We start from the raw sequence: 16,149 nt of genomic DNA on the forward strand, positions 1-16,149 counted from the left end.
CGACGCATGAAAGCAGCGCCGAAAACGCCAAAAGCAAAACGTCAGGAAGAACAGGCCAACTTTATCAGTTGGCGTTTTGCGTTGCTGTGCGGCTGTATTCTGCTGGCGCTGGGCTTCCTGCTGGGCCGCGTGGCCTGGCTACAGGTAATTAGCCCGGACATGCTGGTACGCCAGGGCGATATGCGTTCTCTGCGCGTGCAGGAAGTCTCTACCGCGCGCGGAATGATAACCGATCGTTCCGGACGGCCGCTGGCGGTGAGCGTGCCGGTAAAAGCTATCTGGGCTGACCCGAAAGAGCTGCATGAAGCCGGGGGCGTGACCCTGGACAACCGCTGGAAGGCGCTGGCCGATGCGCTGAATATGCCGCTGGATCAGCTGGCATCGCGCATCAATACCAATCCACGGATGCGTTTCATCTATCTGGCGCGTCAGGTGAACCCTGATATGGCCGACTACATCCGTAAATTGAAGCTACCGGGGATTCATCTGCGGGAAGAGTCCCGCCGCTACTATCCGTCAGGCGAAGTAACCGCTCACCTCATTGGCTTCACTAACGTCGATAGCCAGGGGATTGAGGGCGTAGAGAAGAGCTTTGATAAGTGGCTTACCGGCCAGCCTGGCGAGCGTATCGTGCGTAAAGACCGCTATGGTCGGGTAATCGAAGATATTTCGTCCACCGATAGCCAGGCCGCGCATAACCTGGCGCTGAGCATTGACGAACGCCTGCAGGCGCTGGTGTATCGCGAGCTGAATAATGCGGTGGCGTTCAACAAAGCGGAGTCAGGTACCGCGGTTCTGGTCGACGTTAACACCGGCGAAGTGCTGGCGATGGCCAACAGCCCGTCGTACAACCCGAATAATTTCGCGGGCACCTCTAAAGATACGATGCGTAACCGCGCCATTACCGACGTGTTTGAGCCGGGTTCAACGGTGAAGCCGATGGTGGTGATGACGGCGCTTCAGCGCGGCATTGTTAACGAAAATACCGTACTGAACACCATTCCCTATCGAATTAACGGCCACGAAATCAAAGACGTGGCGCGCTACAGCGAATTGACCCTGACCGGGGTACTACAGAAGTCGAGTAACGTCGGTGTTTCTAAGCTGGCGTTAGCGATGCCGTCCTCAGCGTTAGTAGATACTTACTCACGTTTTGGACTCGGAAAAGCGACCAATTTGGGGTTGGTCGGAGAACGCAGTGGCTTATACCCTCAAAAACAACGGTGGTCTGACATAGAGAGGGCCACCTTTTCTTTCGGCTATGGGCTAATGGTAACCCCGTTACAGTTAGCGCGAGTCTACGCAACGATCGGCAGCTACGGCATATATCGCCCGCTGTCGATTACCAAAGTTGATCCACCGGTTCCGGGCGAGCGCGTCTTCCCGGAATCACTCGTTCGTACCGTTGTTCATATGATGGAAAGCGTGGCGCTGCCCGGCGGCGGCGGCGTGAAGGCGGCGATCAAAGGCTATCGCATCGCCATTAAAACCGGTACGGCGAAAAAAGTAGGGCCCGACGGCCGCTACATCAACAAATACATTGCTTACACCGCAGGCGTTGCGCCCGCCAGCCATCCGCGCTTTGCGCTGGTGGTGGTGATCAACGATCCGCAGGCGGGTAAATACTACGGCGGCGCCGTTTCCGCGCCGGTCTTCGGTGCCATCATGGGCGGCGTACTGCGCACCATGAACATTGAACCGGATGCGCTGGCAACGGCTGAAAAAAGTGAATTAGTGATTAATCAAGGCGAGGGAACAGGTGGCAGATCGTAATTTGCGCGACCTTCTCGCTCCGTGGGTGCCAAATGCGCCGGAGCGAATTCTGCGAGAAATGACGCTGGACAGCCGGGTGGCTGCTTCTGGCGATCTTTTTATCGCGGTTTTAGGTCATCAGGCGGACGGGCGTCGTTATATCCCGCAGGCGATAGCGCAAGGTGTTGCTGCCATTATTGCTGAGGCCAAAGATGAGGCCCATGACGGCGAAATCCGTGAAATGCACGGTGTGCCGGTTATCTATCTGAGCCAACTCAACGAGCGCTTATCCGCGCTGGCCGGGCGTTTTTACCATCAGCCTTCGGAACAACTGTGCCTGGTGGGCGTCACCGGGACTAACGGCAAGACCACCACGACACAACTGCTGGCGCAGTGGGCGCAGCTGCTGGGGGAAACCAGCGCGGTAATGGGAACCGTAGGCAATGGCCTTCTGGAGAAAGTTATCCCAACGGAAAACACCACCGGTTCGGCCGTTGATGTTCAACACGTACTTTCTGGCCTGGCAGGGCAGGGGGCGACGTTCGCCGCGATGGAAGTCTCTTCCCACGGGCTGGTGCAGCATCGCGTATCCGCGCTGCAGTTTGCCGCCTCGGTCTTCACCAACCTGAGCCGCGATCACCTCGATTACCACGGTGATATGGAACATTACGAAGCGGCGAAATGGCTGCTCTACTCAACCCACCATTGCGGCCAGGCGATTGTTAATGCGGACGATGAAGTCGGTCGCCGCTGGCTGGCGAAGCTGCCGGATGCGGTTGCCGTATCGATGGAAGATCACATTAACCCGAACTGCCGGGGCCGCTGGCTTAAAGCGACCGCCGTGAGCTATCACGATAGCGGCGCCACCATTCAGTTTGCCTCCAGCTGGGGGAACGGCGAGATCGAAAGCCGCCTGATGGGCGCCTTTAACGTCAGCAATCTGCTGCTGGCCTTAGCCACCCTGCTGGCGCTGGGCTATCCGCTTGCCGATCTGCTGAAAACCGCCGCGCGCCTGCAGCCGGTATGCGGGCGTATGGAAGTGTTCGCCGCGCCGGGTAAACCGACCGTGGTCGTTGATTACGCCCACACGCCTGATGCGCTGGAAAAAGCGCTGCAGGCGGCGCGTCTGCACTGTCGCGGTAAACTGTGGTGCGTATTTGGCTGCGGCGGGGATCGCGACAAAGGCAAGCGTCCGCTGATGGGCGCTATCGCCGAAGAGTTTGCCGATATCGTGGTTGTCACCGACGACAACCCGCGCACCGAAGAGCCGCGGGCGATTATCAACGACATTCTGGCCGGAATGCTGGACGCGGGCCATGCCAGGGCGGTGGAAGGTCGTGCGGAAGCGGTCACTAATGCGGTGATGCAGGCGAAAGAAAACGACGTCGTTCTGGTGGCGGGCAAAGGCCACGAGGACTATCAAATCGTCGGCAATCGCCGACTCGATTACTCTGACCGCGTCACCGTGGCGCGTCTGCTGGGGGCGGTAGCATGATTCGCTTGACTCTCAGCCAGCTCGCCGGCATCACGCATGGCGAGCTGCACGGCCGCGATGTGGCGATTGATGAAGTCACCTCCGATACCCGTAAAATCACGGCGGGCTGCCTGTTCGTGGCGCTAAAAGGCGAGCGCTTTGATGCGCATGACTTTGCCGAACAGGCGAAAGCTGCCGGCGCGGGGGCGCTGTTGGTCAGCCGTCAGCTGGCCTGCGATCTACCGCAGGTGGTGGTGAAGGATACGCGTCTGGCGTTTGGCGAACTGGCCGCGTGGGTGCGTCAGCAGGTGCCGGCGCGCGTGGTCGCGCTGACCGGATCTTCCGGAAAAACCTCGGTTAAAGAGATGACCGCGGCGATTCTGAGCCAGTGCGGCAATACGCTGTATACCGCAGGTAACCTGAACAACGATATCGGCGTGCCGATGACGCTGCTGCGTCTTACCAAAGAATATGACTACGCGGTCATCGAGTTAGGCGCTAATCACCAGGGGGAAATTGCCTGGACCGTTAGCCTGACCCGTCCCGAAGCCGCGTTAGTGAATAACCTGGCCGCCGCGCATCTGGAAGGCTTTGGCTCTCTGGAAGGCGTGGCGAAAGCCAAGGGCGAAATTTACACCGGTCTGCCGCTCAACGGCATCGCGATTATGAACGCCGACAACAATGACTGGCTGAACTGGCAAAGCGTGATTGGCGAGCGTAAAACCTGGCGTTTTTCGCCGAACGCCGCCCACAGCGATTTCACGGCAACCAACGTTCATGTGACGTCGCACGGGACTGAATTTACTCTGCAGACCCCAACGGGCAGCGTTGATGTACTGCTGCCGCTGCCGGGGCGCCATAACATCGCCAACGCGCTGGCTGCCGCGGCGCTGTCAATGGCGGTGGGGGCGACGCATGAGGCGATCAAAGCGGGTCTGAAAGATCTGAAAGCGGTACCGGGGCGGTTATTCCCGATTCAACTGACCGACAGCCAGCTGCTGCTGGATGATTCCTATAACGCCAACGTCGGCTCGCTGACAGCCGCGGTACAGGTGCTGTCTGAGATGCCGGGCTACCGGGTACTGGTCGTCGGCGATATGGCCGAACTCGGCGCGGAAAGCCAGGCATGCCATCGTCAGGTGGGCGAAGCGGCAAAAGCGGCCGGGCTCGATCGCGTACTGAGCGTCGGTACGTTGAGCGCAGAGATCAGCGGTGCCAGCGGCGTTGGCGAACATTTTAGCGAGAAGGCCGCGCTGGTGACCCGCCTGCGCGAGCTCACCGCAGAACATAAAATTATGACCATTTTAGTGAAGGGTTCACGTAGTGCCGCCATGGAAGTGGTAGTACGCGCATTACAGGAGAACGGAACATGTTAGTATGGCTGGCCGAACATTTGGTCAAATATTATTCAGGCTTTAACGTCTTTTCCTACCTGACGTTTCGCGCCATTGTCAGCCTGCTGACCGCGCTGTTCATCTCTCTGTGGATGGGCCCGCGCATGATCGCCCGTCTGCAAAAACTCTCCTTTGGCCAGGTTGTACGTAACGATGGCCCGGAATCTCACTTTAGTAAGCGCGGTACGCCGACCATGGGCGGGATCATGATCCTGACCGCCATTGTTGTCTCCGTTCTGCTGTGGGCCTATCCATCTAACCCCTACGTCTGGTGCGTGCTGACGGTACTGGTGGGCTACGGCATCATCGGCTTCGTTGATGACTACCGTAAGGTGGTCCGCAAAGATACCAAGGGCCTGATTGCCCGCTGGAAATATTTCTGGATGTCGGTGATTGCCCTGGGCGTCGCCTTTGCGCTGTATATGGCGGGTAAAGATACGCCGGCGACTCAGCTGGTAGTGCCGTTCTTTAAAGATGTGATGCCGCAGCTGGGCCTGTTCTACGTCCTGCTGGCCTATTTTGTTATCGTCGGGACCGGTAATGCGGTCAACCTGACCGACGGCCTTGATGGGCTGGCGATTATGCCCACCGTATTCGTTGCCGCCGGCTTCGCGCTGGTTGCCTGGGCGACCGGTAACATGAATTTCGCCAACTACCTGCATATCCCTTATTTGCGTCACGCCGGTGAACTGGTGATCGTCTGTACGGCGATTGTCGGCGCGGGCCTGGGCTTCCTGTGGTTTAACACCTATCCGGCACAGGTCTTTATGGGCGATGTGGGTTCACTGGCACTCGGCGGCGCGCTGGGGATTATCGCCGTGCTGCTGCGCCAGGAATTCCTGCTGGTGATTATGGGCGGCGTATTTGTGGTGGAAACGCTCTCGGTGATTCTGCAGGTCGGCTCCTTCAAGCTGCGCGGGCAGCGCATCTTCCGCATGGCGCCGATTCACCATCACTATGAACTGAAAGGCTGGCCGGAACCGCGCGTTATCGTGCGTTTCTGGATTATTTCGCTGATGCTGGTGCTGATTGGCCTGGCGACGCTGAAGGTACGTTAATCATGGCAGATTATCAGGGTAAAAAAGTCGTCATTATTGGGCTGGGTATGACCGGCCTGTCATGCGTGGACTTTTTCATGGCTCGCGGCGTGACGCCGCGGGTGATGGATACCCGCGTTGCGCCGGCGGGGCTGGACAAGCTGCCGGAAGCCGTTGATCGCTATGTCGGCGGTCTGAACGAAGATTGGCTGTTGACGGCGGACCTGATTGTCGCCAGCCCTGGCATCGCGCTGGCGCATCCTTCCCTGAGCGCCGCGGCGGATGCGGGGGTAGAAATTGTCGGCGATATCGAACTGTTCTGCCGCGAGGCGCAGGCGCCGATTATTGCGATCACCGGTTCCAACGGTAAAAGCACCGTGACTTCCCTTGTGGGAGAAATGGCGAAAGCGGCGGGGTTGAACGTTGGCGTTGGGGGCAATATTGGCCTGCCGGCGCTGATGCTGCTGGATCCTGAGCGCGAACTCTATGTCCTGGAACTTTCCAGCTTCCAGCTGGAAACCACCTCCAGCCTGCGGGCGGCCGCGGCGACGATCCTTAACGTCACCGAAGATCATATGGACCGCTATCCGCTGGGGCTTCAGCAGTATCGCGCCGCCAAACTGCGCGTTTATGAGAACGCCCGGGCCTGTATCGTCAATGCCGACGATGCGTTAACCATGCCGGTACGCGGCGCTGACGATCGCTGCATCAGCTTCGGCGTTGACGTTGGCGACTATCACCTGAACCGCCAGCAGGGAGAAACCTGGCTGCGCGTCAAAGGCGAGAAGGTGCTCAACGTCAAAGAGATGAAGATAAGCGGCCAGCATAACTACAGTAACGCGCTTGCGGCCCTGGCTCTGGCGGACGCTGCGGGTCTGCCGCGTGCCAGCAGCCTGAAAGCGCTGACCACATTCACCGGGCTGGCGCATCGTTTCCAGCTGGTGCTGGAGCACAACGGCGTGCGCTGGATCAACGATTCTAAAGCCACCAACGTCGGCAGTACCGAAGCGGCGCTCAATGGACTGCATCTTGATGGAACGCTCTATCTGCTGCTGGGCGGCGATGGGAAATCTGCTGATTTCACGCCGTTAAGCCGTTACCTGACCGGCGACAACGTTCGCCTGTACTGCTTCGGCCGCGACGGCGCGCAGCTGGCGGCCCTTCGCCCGGACGTCGCCGTGCAAACGGAAACCATGGAGCAGGCGATGCGCCAGATTGCGCCGCAGGTTGTCACGGGCGATATGGTGCTGCTGTCTCCCGCGTGCGCCAGTCTCGATCAGTTTAAAAACTTTGAACAACGCGGCGACATCTTTACTCGCCTGGCGAAGGAGTTAGGTTGATGCGTTTATCACTCCCGCGCCTGAAAATGCCACGGCTGAGACTGCCGCGTCTGCCGGGAATGTTTATTTTCGCATGGCTGTTCGCCGCGCTGAAAGGCTGGGTGATGGGCTCGCGGCAAAAAGATACCGATAGCCTGGTGATGTATGACCGGATGCTGCTGTGGCTGACCTTTGGCCTGGCCGCAATCGGCTTCATTATGGTGACCTCGGCGTCGATGCCGGTAGGCCAGCGTCTGGCGAACGATCCGTTTCTGTTTGCCAAGCGCGATGGCTTATACATTCTGCTGGCGCTAGGGCTGGCGATGGTGACGCTGCGCCTGCCGATGGAGTTCTGGCAGCGCCACAGTACCGCGATGCTGATCGCCTCTATCGTCATGCTGCTGATTGTTCTGGTGGTCGGCAGCTCGGTTAACGGGGCGTCGCGCTGGATTGCGCTGGGGCCGCTGCGTATCCAGCCTGCGGAGTTTACCAAGCTGTCGCTGTTCTGCTACATCGCCAACTACCTCGTGCGTAAAGGCGACGAAGTGCGTAACAACCTGCGCGGCTTCTTAAAGCCGATGGGCGTGATTTTCGTACTGGCGATTTTACTGCTGGCGCAGCCTGACCTCGGTACCGTCGTCGTGCTGTTTGTGACCACCCTGGCCATGCTGTTCCTGGCGGGAGCCAAGCTGTGGCAGTTTATCGCCATTATCGGGATGGGGCTTTCGGCGGTCGTACTGCTGATTCTGGCTGAACCGTACCGTATCCGCCGCGTGACCTCTTTCTGGAACCCGTGGGAAGATCCGTTCGGCAGCGGCTACCAGCTAACCCAGTCGCTGATGGCCTTTGGTCGCGGCGAAATGTGGGGGCAGGGCCTGGGCAATTCGGTCCAGAAGCTGGAGTATTTGCCCGAGGCGCACACCGATTTCATCTTCGCCATTATCGGTGAAGAGCTCGGTTATATCGGTGTGGTACTCGCACTTTTAATGGTATTCTTCGTCGCTTTTCGCGCCATGTCCATTGGCCGCAAAGCGCTGGAGATTGACCACCGTTTCTCCGGATTTCTGGCCTGCGCCATTGGGATCTGGTTTAGCTTTCAGGCGCTGGTTAACGTCGGCGCGGCGGCGGGGATGCTGCCCACCAAAGGCCTGACGCTGCCGCTGATCAGTTACGGCGGTTCGAGCCTGCTGATTATGTCGACGGCGATCATGTTGCTGTTACGAATTGATTATGAAACGCGTCTGGAAAAAGCCCAGGCGTTTACACGGGGTGTTCGATGAGCGGTCAGGAAAAGCGCTTAATGGTGATGGCAGGCGGTACCGGCGGACACGTGTTCCCGGGACTGGCGGTTGCGCACCATTTAATGGACCAGGGCTGGCAGGTCCGCTGGCTGGGTACCGCGGATCGTATGGAAGCGGATTTAGTGCCGAAGCACGGCATTGAAATTGATTTCATTCAGATATCCGGCCTGCGCGGCAAGGGCCTGAAGGCGCAGATGCTGGCACCGGTGCGTATTTTCAACGCCTGGCGTCAGGCGCGAGCGATTATGCAGCGTTTTCAGCCGGACGTGGTGCTGGGTATGGGCGGCTATGTTTCCGGACCCGGCGGTCTGGCGGCATGGTCGCTGGGGATCCCGGTTGTCCTGCATGAACAGAACGGAATTGCCGGCCTGACGAATAAATGGCTGGCGAAAATTGCCAAAAAGGTCATGCAGGCATTTCCCGGCGCTTTCCCGCATGCCGACGTTGTTGGCAACCCGGTTCGCACCGATGTGCTGGCGCTGCCGCTGCCGGAACAGCGGTTAGCCGGGCGTCAGGGGCCGATTCGCGTATTGGTCGTCGGCGGCTCTCAGGGCGCGCGCGTGCTCAATCAGACGATGCCGCAGGTGGCGGCGAAGCTGGGTTCTGCTGTCACCATCTGGCACCAGAGCGGTAAAGGGGGCCAGGAGAGCGTACAGCAGGCCTATTCCGACGCCGGCCAGCCGCAGCACAAAGTCACCGAATTTATTGACGACATGGCGGCGGCTTATGCCTGGGCCGATGTTGTCGTATGTCGTTCCGGGGCGCTGACGGTGAGCGAAATTGCCGCCGCGGGTTTACCGGCGCTGTTTGTGCCTTTTCAGCACAAAGATCGTCAGCAGTACTGGAATGCGCTGCCGTTAGAGAAGGCAGGGGCAGCGAAGATCCTTGAGCAGCCGCAGTTTACCGTGGAGGCCGTCGCGCAAACCCTGGCGGGCTGGGATCGCGAGACGCTGCTGGATATGGCGGAGCGAGCGCGCAGAGCCTCGATTCCGGACGCGACCGAACGGGTAGCAGAAGAAGTGAGCGCCGCAGCACTGGCGCGTTAATCGCGGTGATGATCACCGTCCGAATAAAGAAGTTGATGGCGTAAAGAATGAATACACAAGATCTGGCAAAACTGCGTTCTATCGTGCCCGAGATGCGTCGCGTCCGGCACATTCACTTTGTTGGCATTGGCGGTGCCGGCATGGGCGGTATTGCCGAAGTTCTGGCCAACGAAGGTTATCAGATTAGCGGCTCCGACCTGGCGCCGAATCCGGTGACCCAGCAGTTGACTCAGCTTGGCGCCACTATTTATTTCAACCATCGCCCTGAAAACGTGCGCGATGCGAGCGTTGTCGTGGTTTCCAGCGCGATTTCTGCGGATAACCCGGAAATCGTCGCCGCCCACGAAGCGCGTATTCCGGTTATTCGCCGCGCCGAGATGCTGGCGGAACTGATGCGTTTTCGCCACGGCATTGCCATTGCCGGCACGCACGGAAAGACCACAACCACGGCGATGGTCTCGAGCATTTACGCTGAAGCCGGGCTGGATCCTACTTTCGTGAACGGTGGTCTGGTCAAAGCCGCTGGCGTGCACGCGCGCCTTGGCCATAGTCGTTACCTGATTGCCGAAGCGGACGAGAGCGACGCCTCTTTCCTGCATTTACAGCCGATGGTCGCTATCGTGACCAATATCGAAGCCGATCATATGGATACGTACCACGGCGACTTCGAAAACCTGAAGCAGACGTTTATTAACTTCCTGCACAATCTGCCGTTCTACGGACGCGCGGTGATGTGCGTGGACGATCCGGTGATTCGTGAACTGCTGCCGCGCGTTGGCCGCCAGCTCACCACCTACGGATTTAGCGATGATGCCGATGTTCGCGTTGAAGATTATCGCCAGCTCGGCGCTCAGGGCCATTTCCGTCTGGTTCGCCAGGATAAAGAAGTCATTCAGGTGACACTGAACGCTCCGGGTCGCCACAATGCGCTGAACGCGGCGGCGGCGGTGGCCGTTGCGACGGAAGAGGGCATTGATGATGGTGCAATCCTGCGCGCACTGGAAAGCTTCCAGGGCACCGGCCGTCGCTTTGATTTCCTTGGCGAATACCCGTTAGCTGAGGTTAACGGTAAAAGCGGCACCGCGATGCTGATCGATGATTATGGTCATCATCCTACGGAAGTGGATGCCACCATTAAAGCAGCGCGGGCGGGCTGGCCGGATAAAAACCTGGTGATGCTGTTTCAGCCACACCGTTTTACCCGTACGCGCGATCTGTACGATGATTTCGCCAACGTACTGACCCAGGTTGACGCGCTGCTGATGCTGGACGTTTATTCCGCGGGCGAAGCCGCTATTCCTGGCGCCGACAGCCGCTCGCTGTGCCGTACGATTCGCGGTCGCGGTAAAGTTGACCCGATTCTGGTTTCCGACCCGGCGCAGGCGGCAGAGATGCTGGCTTCAGTGCTGACCGGCAACGATCTGGTGCTGGTTCAGGGGGCGGGAAATATCGGTAAAATCGCCCGTCACCTGGCAGAAATCAAATTGCAGCCGCAAAAATCGCAGGAGGAGCGCCATGGCTGATAAAATCGCGGTCCTCTTTGGCGGAACCTCCGCTGAACGTGAAGTCTCTCTCAATTCAGGTTCGGCGGTGCTCGCTGGCCTGCGTGAAGCCGGGGTCGATGCACACCCGGTAGACCCGCGCGACGTGGATATTACCCAATTGAAAAATATGGGGTTTCAGAAAGCGTTTATTGCCCTGCATGGTCGCGGCGGTGAAGATGGTACGTTGCAGGGGCTGCTGGAGCTGATTCAACTCCCCTATACCGGCAGCGGCGTGATGGCTTCCGCTATCTCAATGGATAAGCTGCGCAGCAAACTGCTGTGGCAGGGCGCCGGGCTGCCGGTTGCGCCGTGGGTTGCGCTAACGCGTAAACAGTTCACCGTGGGGCTTTCCGCTAAGGTAGAACAGCAGATTTCCGCCCTCGGACTGCCGTTGATTGTTAAACCCAGCCGCGAAGGCTCCAGCGTCGGTATGTCCAAAGTCAGCAAAAGTTGTGCATTACAAAATGCATTGGCGCTGGCTTTTCAGCATGATGACGAAGTTCTGATTGAAAAATGGCTCAGTGGGCCGGAATTTACCGTCGCTATCGTCGGAGAAGAAATTTTACCGTCAATACGTATCCAGGCGGCTGGAACCTTCTATGATTATGAAGCAAAGTATCTCTCTGATGAAACGCAATATTTCTGCCCTGGCCTGGAAGATTCCACGCGCGAGGCAGAAATCCAGGCTCTGGTGCAAAAAGCCTGGGATAGTCTTGGCTGTTACGGCTGGGGGCGAATTGATGTGATGCTGGACAGCGATGGCCAGTTTTATCTGCTGGAAGCAAACACCTCTCCTGGCATGACCAGCCATAGCCTGGTGCCCATGGCGGCGCGTCAGGCAGGGATGAGCTTCTCGCAGCTTGTTGTACGAATTCTGGACCTGGCGGGGTGATATGTCGCAGGCTGCGCTGAATACGCGGAACCACGAAGAGGAAGACGAAACCTCTTCGCGTCGAAGTAATGGCTCTCGTCTGGCGGGAATCTTCTTCCTGCTGGCGGTGCTCTGTACCGTGCTGGTCAGCGGATGGATGGTTCTGGGCTGGATGGAAGATGCACAGCGATTACCGCTGTCAAAGATGGTGGTCACCGGTGAGCGTCACTACACGCGCAACGATGATATCCGTCAGGCGATTCTGGCATTAGGGTCGCCGGGCACCTTTATGACGCAGGACGTCAACATTATTCAAAGCCAGATTGAACGTCTGCCGTGGATTAAGCAGGCGAGCGTCAGAAAGCAGTGGCCGGACGAATTGAAGATTCATCTGGTTGAATATGTGCCGATAGCGCGCTGGAATGATCAGCATATGGTTGACGTGGACGGAAATTCTTTCAGCGTGCCGTCAGATCGCACCAGTAAACAGAATTTACCGATGTTGTACGGCCCGGAAGGCAGTGAGAACGAAGTCCTCCAGGGATACCGCGACATGGGGCAGGTGCTGGCAAAGGATAAGTTCACGTTGAAAGTGGCGGCAATGACCGCGCGTCGCTCCTGGCAGTTGACGCTGAATAACGATATTAAGCTCAACCTTGGCCGGGGTGACACCATGAAACGGCTTCAGCGCTTTATGGAACTCTACCCGGTTCTTCAGCAACAGGCGCAGACCGACGGCAAACGGATAAGCTACGTTGATTTGCGTTATGACTCGGGAGCGGCAGTCGGTTGGGTACCGGCTCCCGTAGAGGAAGCTCAACAACAACAGAATCAGGCACAGGCAGAACAACAATGATCAAGGCGACGGACAGAAAACTGGTAGTTGGACTGGAGATTGGCACCGCTAAGGTTGCCGCTTTAGTAGGGGAAGTTCTGCCCGACGGTATGATTAATATCATTGGCGTGGGCAGTTGCCCATCGCGTGGTATGGATAAAGGCGGAGTGAACGACCTGGAATCCGTGGTGAAATGCGTACAGCGCGCCATTGACCAGGCCGAACTGATGGCGGATTGCCAGATCTCGTCAGTTTATCTGGCGCTTTCAGGCAAACATATCAGCTGTCAAAATGAAATTGGCATGGTGCCGATTTCAGAAGAAGAAGTGACGCAGGACGACGTTGAAAACGTGGTACATACCGCGAAATCGGTTCGCGTGCGCGACGAACATCGCGTTCTGCACGTTATCCCGCAGGAGTACGCTATCGATTACCAGGAGGGGATCAAAAACCCCGTCGGATTGTCTGGCGTACGTATGCAGGCGAAAGTGCATTTGATTACCTGCCATAACGATATGGCGAAAAATATTGTCAAAGCGGTGGAACGTTGCGGTCTGAAAGTTGACCAGCTCATTTTCGCCGGTTTAGCCGCCAGCTATTCCGTATTAACGGAAGACGAACGTGAACTGGGTGTCTGCGTGGTGGACATCGGCGGTGGTACAATGGATATAGCGGTATATACCGGCGGCGCGCTGCGTCATACCAAAGTGATCCCGTACGCGGGCAACGTGGTGACCAGCGATATTGCCTACGCTTTCGGTACGCCGCCGAGCGACGCGGAAGCCATTAAAGTGCGTCACGGCTGTGCGCTGGGCTCCATCGTTGGTAAAGACGAAAACGTAGAAGTACCCAGCGTGGGCGGGCGTCCACCTCGCAGCCTGCAGCGTCAGACGCTGGCAGAGGTGATTGAGCCACGTTATACCGAATTGCTCAACCTGGTTAATGAAGAGATTCTGCAACTGCAGGAACAGCTGCGTCAGCAAGGTGTGAAGCACCACCTGGCGGCAGGCATTGTATTAACCGGCGGCGCGGCGCAAATTGAAGGACTTGCCGCCTGCGCGCAGCGCGTATTCCATACGCAGGTGAGGATTGGCGCGCCGCTGAACATTACCGGATTAACGGATTATGCCCAAGAGCCGTATTACTCGACGGCGGTTGGGCTGCTGCACTACGGGAAGGAATCTCATCTCAGTGGTGAAGCAGAGGTGGAAAAACGCGTAACGGTCGGGTCGTGGATCAAACGACTCAACAGTTGGTTGCGAAAAGAGTTTTAATTTTTTAAGAGAACGCAGAAAATTAGCGATCTCAGGCGACAGGCACAACGGAGAGAGAAATTATGTTTGAACCTATGGAACTGACCAACGACGCGGTGATTAAAGTCATCGGCGTCGGCGGCGGCGGCGGTAACGCCGTTGAGCACATGGTGCGCGAGCGCATTGAGGGTGTTGAATTTTTCGCGGTGAACACCGACGCGCAGGCTCTGCGCAAAACGGCTGTTGGCCAGACTATCCAGATCGGTAGCGGTATTACCAAAGGTCTGGGCGCAGGCGCAAACCCGGAGGTCGGCCGTAACGCGGCGGATGAAGACCGTGAAGCGCTGCGTGCCGCCCTTGACGGCGCGGACATGGTGTTTATCGCAGCCGGCATGGGCGGCGGTACCGGAACCGGTGCTGCGCCAGTGGTGGCTGAAGTCGCAAAAGATTTAGGTATCCTGACCGTTGCCGTGGTGACTAAGCCGTTCAATTTTGAAGGCAAGAAGCGCATGGCGTTTGCTGAGCAGGGCATCACCGAGCTGTCCAAGCATGTGGATTCTCTGATCACCATCCCGAACGACAAGCTGCTGAAGGTTCTCGGCCGCGGTATTTCTTTGCTCGACGCTTTCGGTGCGGCCAACGACGTGCTGAAAGGCGCGGTGCAGGGTATCGCTGAGCTGATCACCCGCCCAGGCCTGATGAACGTCGACTTTGCGGACGTGCGTACCGTGATGTCTGAAATGGGCTACGCAATGATGGGCTCCGGCGTGGCAAGCGGTGAAGACCGTGCGGAAGAAGCGGCTGAAATGGCGATCTCTTCTCCGCTGCTGGAAGATATCGATCTGTCCGGCGCGCGTGGCGTTCTGGTCAACATCACTGCGGGCTTCGACCTGCGTCTGGATGAGTTCGAGACCGTAGGTAACACTATCCGCGCATTTGCTTCGGATAACGCCACCGTGGTTATCGGTACCTCTCTGGACCCGGATATGAACGACGAGCTGCGCGTAACCGTTGTTGCTACCGGTATCGGTATGGACAAACGTCCGGAAATCACCCTGGTCACTAACAAACAGGTGCAGCAGCCGGTGATGGATCGTTACCAGCAGCACGGTATGTCTCCACTGACGCAAGAGCAGAAACCGGCCGCAAAAGTGGTCAACGACAATACGCCGCAGGCCGCGAAAGAGCCAGATTATCTGGATATTCCAGCCTTCCTGCGTAAGCAAGCCGATTAAGAATTGGCTGGAAGTTGGGCATCTGCGCTCTTTGTGCTAAACTGGCCTGCCGAATGTATAGTACACTTCGGTTGGATAGGTAACTTGGCGAGATTATACGATGATCAAACAAAGGACTCTTAAACGTATCGTTCAGGCGACTGGCGTCGGTTTGCATACCGGCAAGAAAGTCACCCTGACGTTACGCCCTGCGCCGGCAAATACCGGGGTCATCTATCGTCGCACCGACTTGAATCCACCGGTTGATTTTCCGGCTGATGCCAAATCTGTGCGTGATACCATGCTCTGTACTTGCCTGGTCAATGAGCATGACGTGCGGATATCGACGGTTGAGCACCTCAATGCCGCGCTGGCTGGCTTGGGTATCGACAACATTATTATTGAAGTCGATGCGCCGGAAGTCCCAATTATGGACGGTAGTGCGGCTCCGTTCGTTTATCTGTTGCTGGATGCCGGCATCGATGAACTGAACTGCGCTAAGAAATTTGTGCGTATCAAAGAGACAGTTCGCGTTGAAGATGGCGATAAATGGGCCGAATTCAAACCGTATAATGGTTTTTCACTGGACTTCACCATTGATTTTAACCATCCGGCGATTGACTCCAGCAGCCAGCGCTACGCAATGAACTTCTCGGCTGATGCGTTTATGCGCCAGATTAGCCGCGCGCGTACCTTCGGTTTTATGCGTGATATCGAATATCTGCAGTCCCGCGGCCTGTGCCTGGGCGGCAGCTTCGATTGTGCCATCGTTGTTGACGATTATCGCGTACTGAACGAAGACGGTTTGCGCTTTGAAGATGAGTTTGTCCGTCACAAAATGCTGGATGCCATTGGCGACCTGTTTATGTGTGGTCACAATATTATCGGTGCATTTACGGCGTACAAATCCGGTCACGCGTTGAATAACAAACTGCTGCAGGCTGTTCTGGCAAAACAGGAAGCCTGGGAGTATGTGACCTTCGAGGACGACGCAGAAATGCCGTTGGCGTTCCGCGCCCCGACGCTGGTTCTGGCATAAGTCAGTCCCGGCAGTAAATTCGACTGGTAACCTGGTACTCTCTCCGGCCAGGGAGCCAGTCGTTTTCTTT

The 16,149-nt window shown here is 57.4% G+C and carries 13 protein-coding genes; all 13 read left to right on the forward strand.

Going from position 1 to position 16,149, the window contains the following annotated elements; translation table 11 throughout:
- The first annotated feature begins 6 nt into the window (after window positions 1-6).
- The 13 genes from HMPREF1144_RS26545 to lpxC all read left to right on the forward strand — a co-directional run bounded on the left by HMPREF1144_RS26545 (window position 7) and on the right by lpxC (window position 16,079).
- Window positions 7-1,773: a peptidoglycan glycosyltransferase FtsI gene (locus HMPREF1144_RS26545; protein ID WP_004098582.1), complete on the forward strand. Its 1,767-nt coding sequence runs from the start codon at window positions 7-9 to the stop codon at window positions 1,771-1,773.
- The gene (gene murE, locus HMPREF1144_RS26550; protein ID WP_009654587.1) at window positions 1,760-3,247 is read left to right on the forward strand and encodes a UDP-N-acetylmuramoyl-L-alanyl-D-glutamate--2,6-diaminopimelate ligase; all 1,488 of its coding nucleotides are present in this window, start codon (window positions 1,760-1,762) and stop codon (window positions 3,245-3,247) included. Before HMPREF1144_RS26545 ends, murE begins: the two co-directional genes overlap by 14 nt.
- Window positions 3,244-4,602, forward strand: coding sequence for a UDP-N-acetylmuramoyl-tripeptide--D-alanyl-D-alanine ligase (gene murF, locus HMPREF1144_RS26555; RefSeq protein ID WP_009654634.1), 1,359 nt, complete (start codon window positions 3,244-3,246; stop codon window positions 4,600-4,602). Before murE ends, murF begins: the two co-directional genes overlap by 4 nt.
- Complete coding sequence (gene mraY, locus HMPREF1144_RS26560) at window positions 4,596-5,678, forward strand: phospho-N-acetylmuramoyl-pentapeptide-transferase (RefSeq protein ID WP_004098585.1); 1,083 nt, start codon at window positions 4,596-4,598, stop codon at window positions 5,676-5,678. The genes murF and mraY overlap by 7 nt, the downstream gene beginning before the upstream one ends.
- A gap of 2 nt (window positions 5,679-5,680) precedes the next feature.
- Window positions 5,681-6,997, forward strand: coding sequence for a UDP-N-acetylmuramoyl-L-alanine--D-glutamate ligase (gene murD / locus HMPREF1144_RS26565; protein ID WP_009654616.1), 1,317 nt, complete (start codon window positions 5,681-5,683; stop codon window positions 6,995-6,997).
- Window positions 6,997-8,256, forward strand: coding sequence for a cell division protein FtsW (ftsW, locus tag HMPREF1144_RS26570; protein WP_004098587.1), 1,260 nt, complete (start codon window positions 6,997-6,999; stop codon window positions 8,254-8,256). The genes murD and ftsW overlap by 1 nt, the downstream gene beginning before the upstream one ends.
- The gene (murG, locus tag HMPREF1144_RS26575; protein WP_032722057.1) at window positions 8,253-9,323 is read left to right on the forward strand and encodes an undecaprenyldiphospho-muramoylpentapeptide beta-N-acetylglucosaminyltransferase; all 1,071 of its coding nucleotides are present in this window, start codon (window positions 8,253-8,255) and stop codon (window positions 9,321-9,323) included. The genes ftsW and murG overlap by 4 nt, the downstream gene beginning before the upstream one ends.
- 47 nt (window positions 9,324-9,370) lie before the next feature.
- Window positions 9,371-10,846 (forward strand): UDP-N-acetylmuramate--L-alanine ligase, encoded by a 1,476-nt coding sequence (gene murC / locus HMPREF1144_RS26580; RefSeq protein WP_004098590.1) that lies wholly within the window; start codon window positions 9,371-9,373, stop codon window positions 10,844-10,846.
- The gene (locus HMPREF1144_RS26585; RefSeq protein WP_009654566.1) at window positions 10,839-11,759 is read left to right on the forward strand and encodes a D-alanine--D-alanine ligase; all 921 of its coding nucleotides are present in this window, start codon (window positions 10,839-10,841) and stop codon (window positions 11,757-11,759) included. Before murC ends, HMPREF1144_RS26585 begins: the two co-directional genes overlap by 8 nt.
- Before the next feature lies 1 nt (window position 11,760).
- A complete protein-coding gene (ftsQ, locus tag HMPREF1144_RS26590; RefSeq protein WP_004098592.1) occupies window positions 11,761-12,594 on the forward strand; it encodes a cell division protein FtsQ in 834 nt (277 codons plus the stop codon).
- The gene (ftsA, locus tag HMPREF1144_RS26595) at window positions 12,591-13,847 is read left to right on the forward strand and encodes a cell division protein FtsA (protein WP_004098594.1); all 1,257 of its coding nucleotides are present in this window, start codon (window positions 12,591-12,593) and stop codon (window positions 13,845-13,847) included. Before ftsQ ends, ftsA begins: the two co-directional genes overlap by 4 nt.
- Window positions 13,848-13,909: 62 nt before the next feature.
- Window positions 13,910-15,061 carry a cell division protein FtsZ gene (gene ftsZ / locus HMPREF1144_RS26600; RefSeq protein ID WP_004098597.1) on the forward strand — a complete coding sequence of 384 codons (1,152 nt, stop codon included), beginning with the start codon at window positions 13,910-13,912 and terminating at the stop codon, window positions 15,059-15,061.
- Between the two features lie 100 nt (window positions 15,062-15,161).
- A complete protein-coding gene (gene lpxC / locus HMPREF1144_RS26605; RefSeq protein WP_004098599.1) occupies window positions 15,162-16,079 on the forward strand; it encodes a UDP-3-O-acyl-N-acetylglucosamine deacetylase in 918 nt (305 codons plus the stop codon).
- The last annotated feature ends 70 nt before the right edge of the window (window positions 16,080-16,149 follow it).

Origin of the sequence: Klebsiella sp. OBRC7 (genome assembly GCF_000293135.1) — a bacterium.
Taxonomy (GTDB): domain Bacteria; phylum Pseudomonadota; class Gammaproteobacteria; order Enterobacterales; family Enterobacteriaceae; genus Klebsiella; species Klebsiella michiganensis.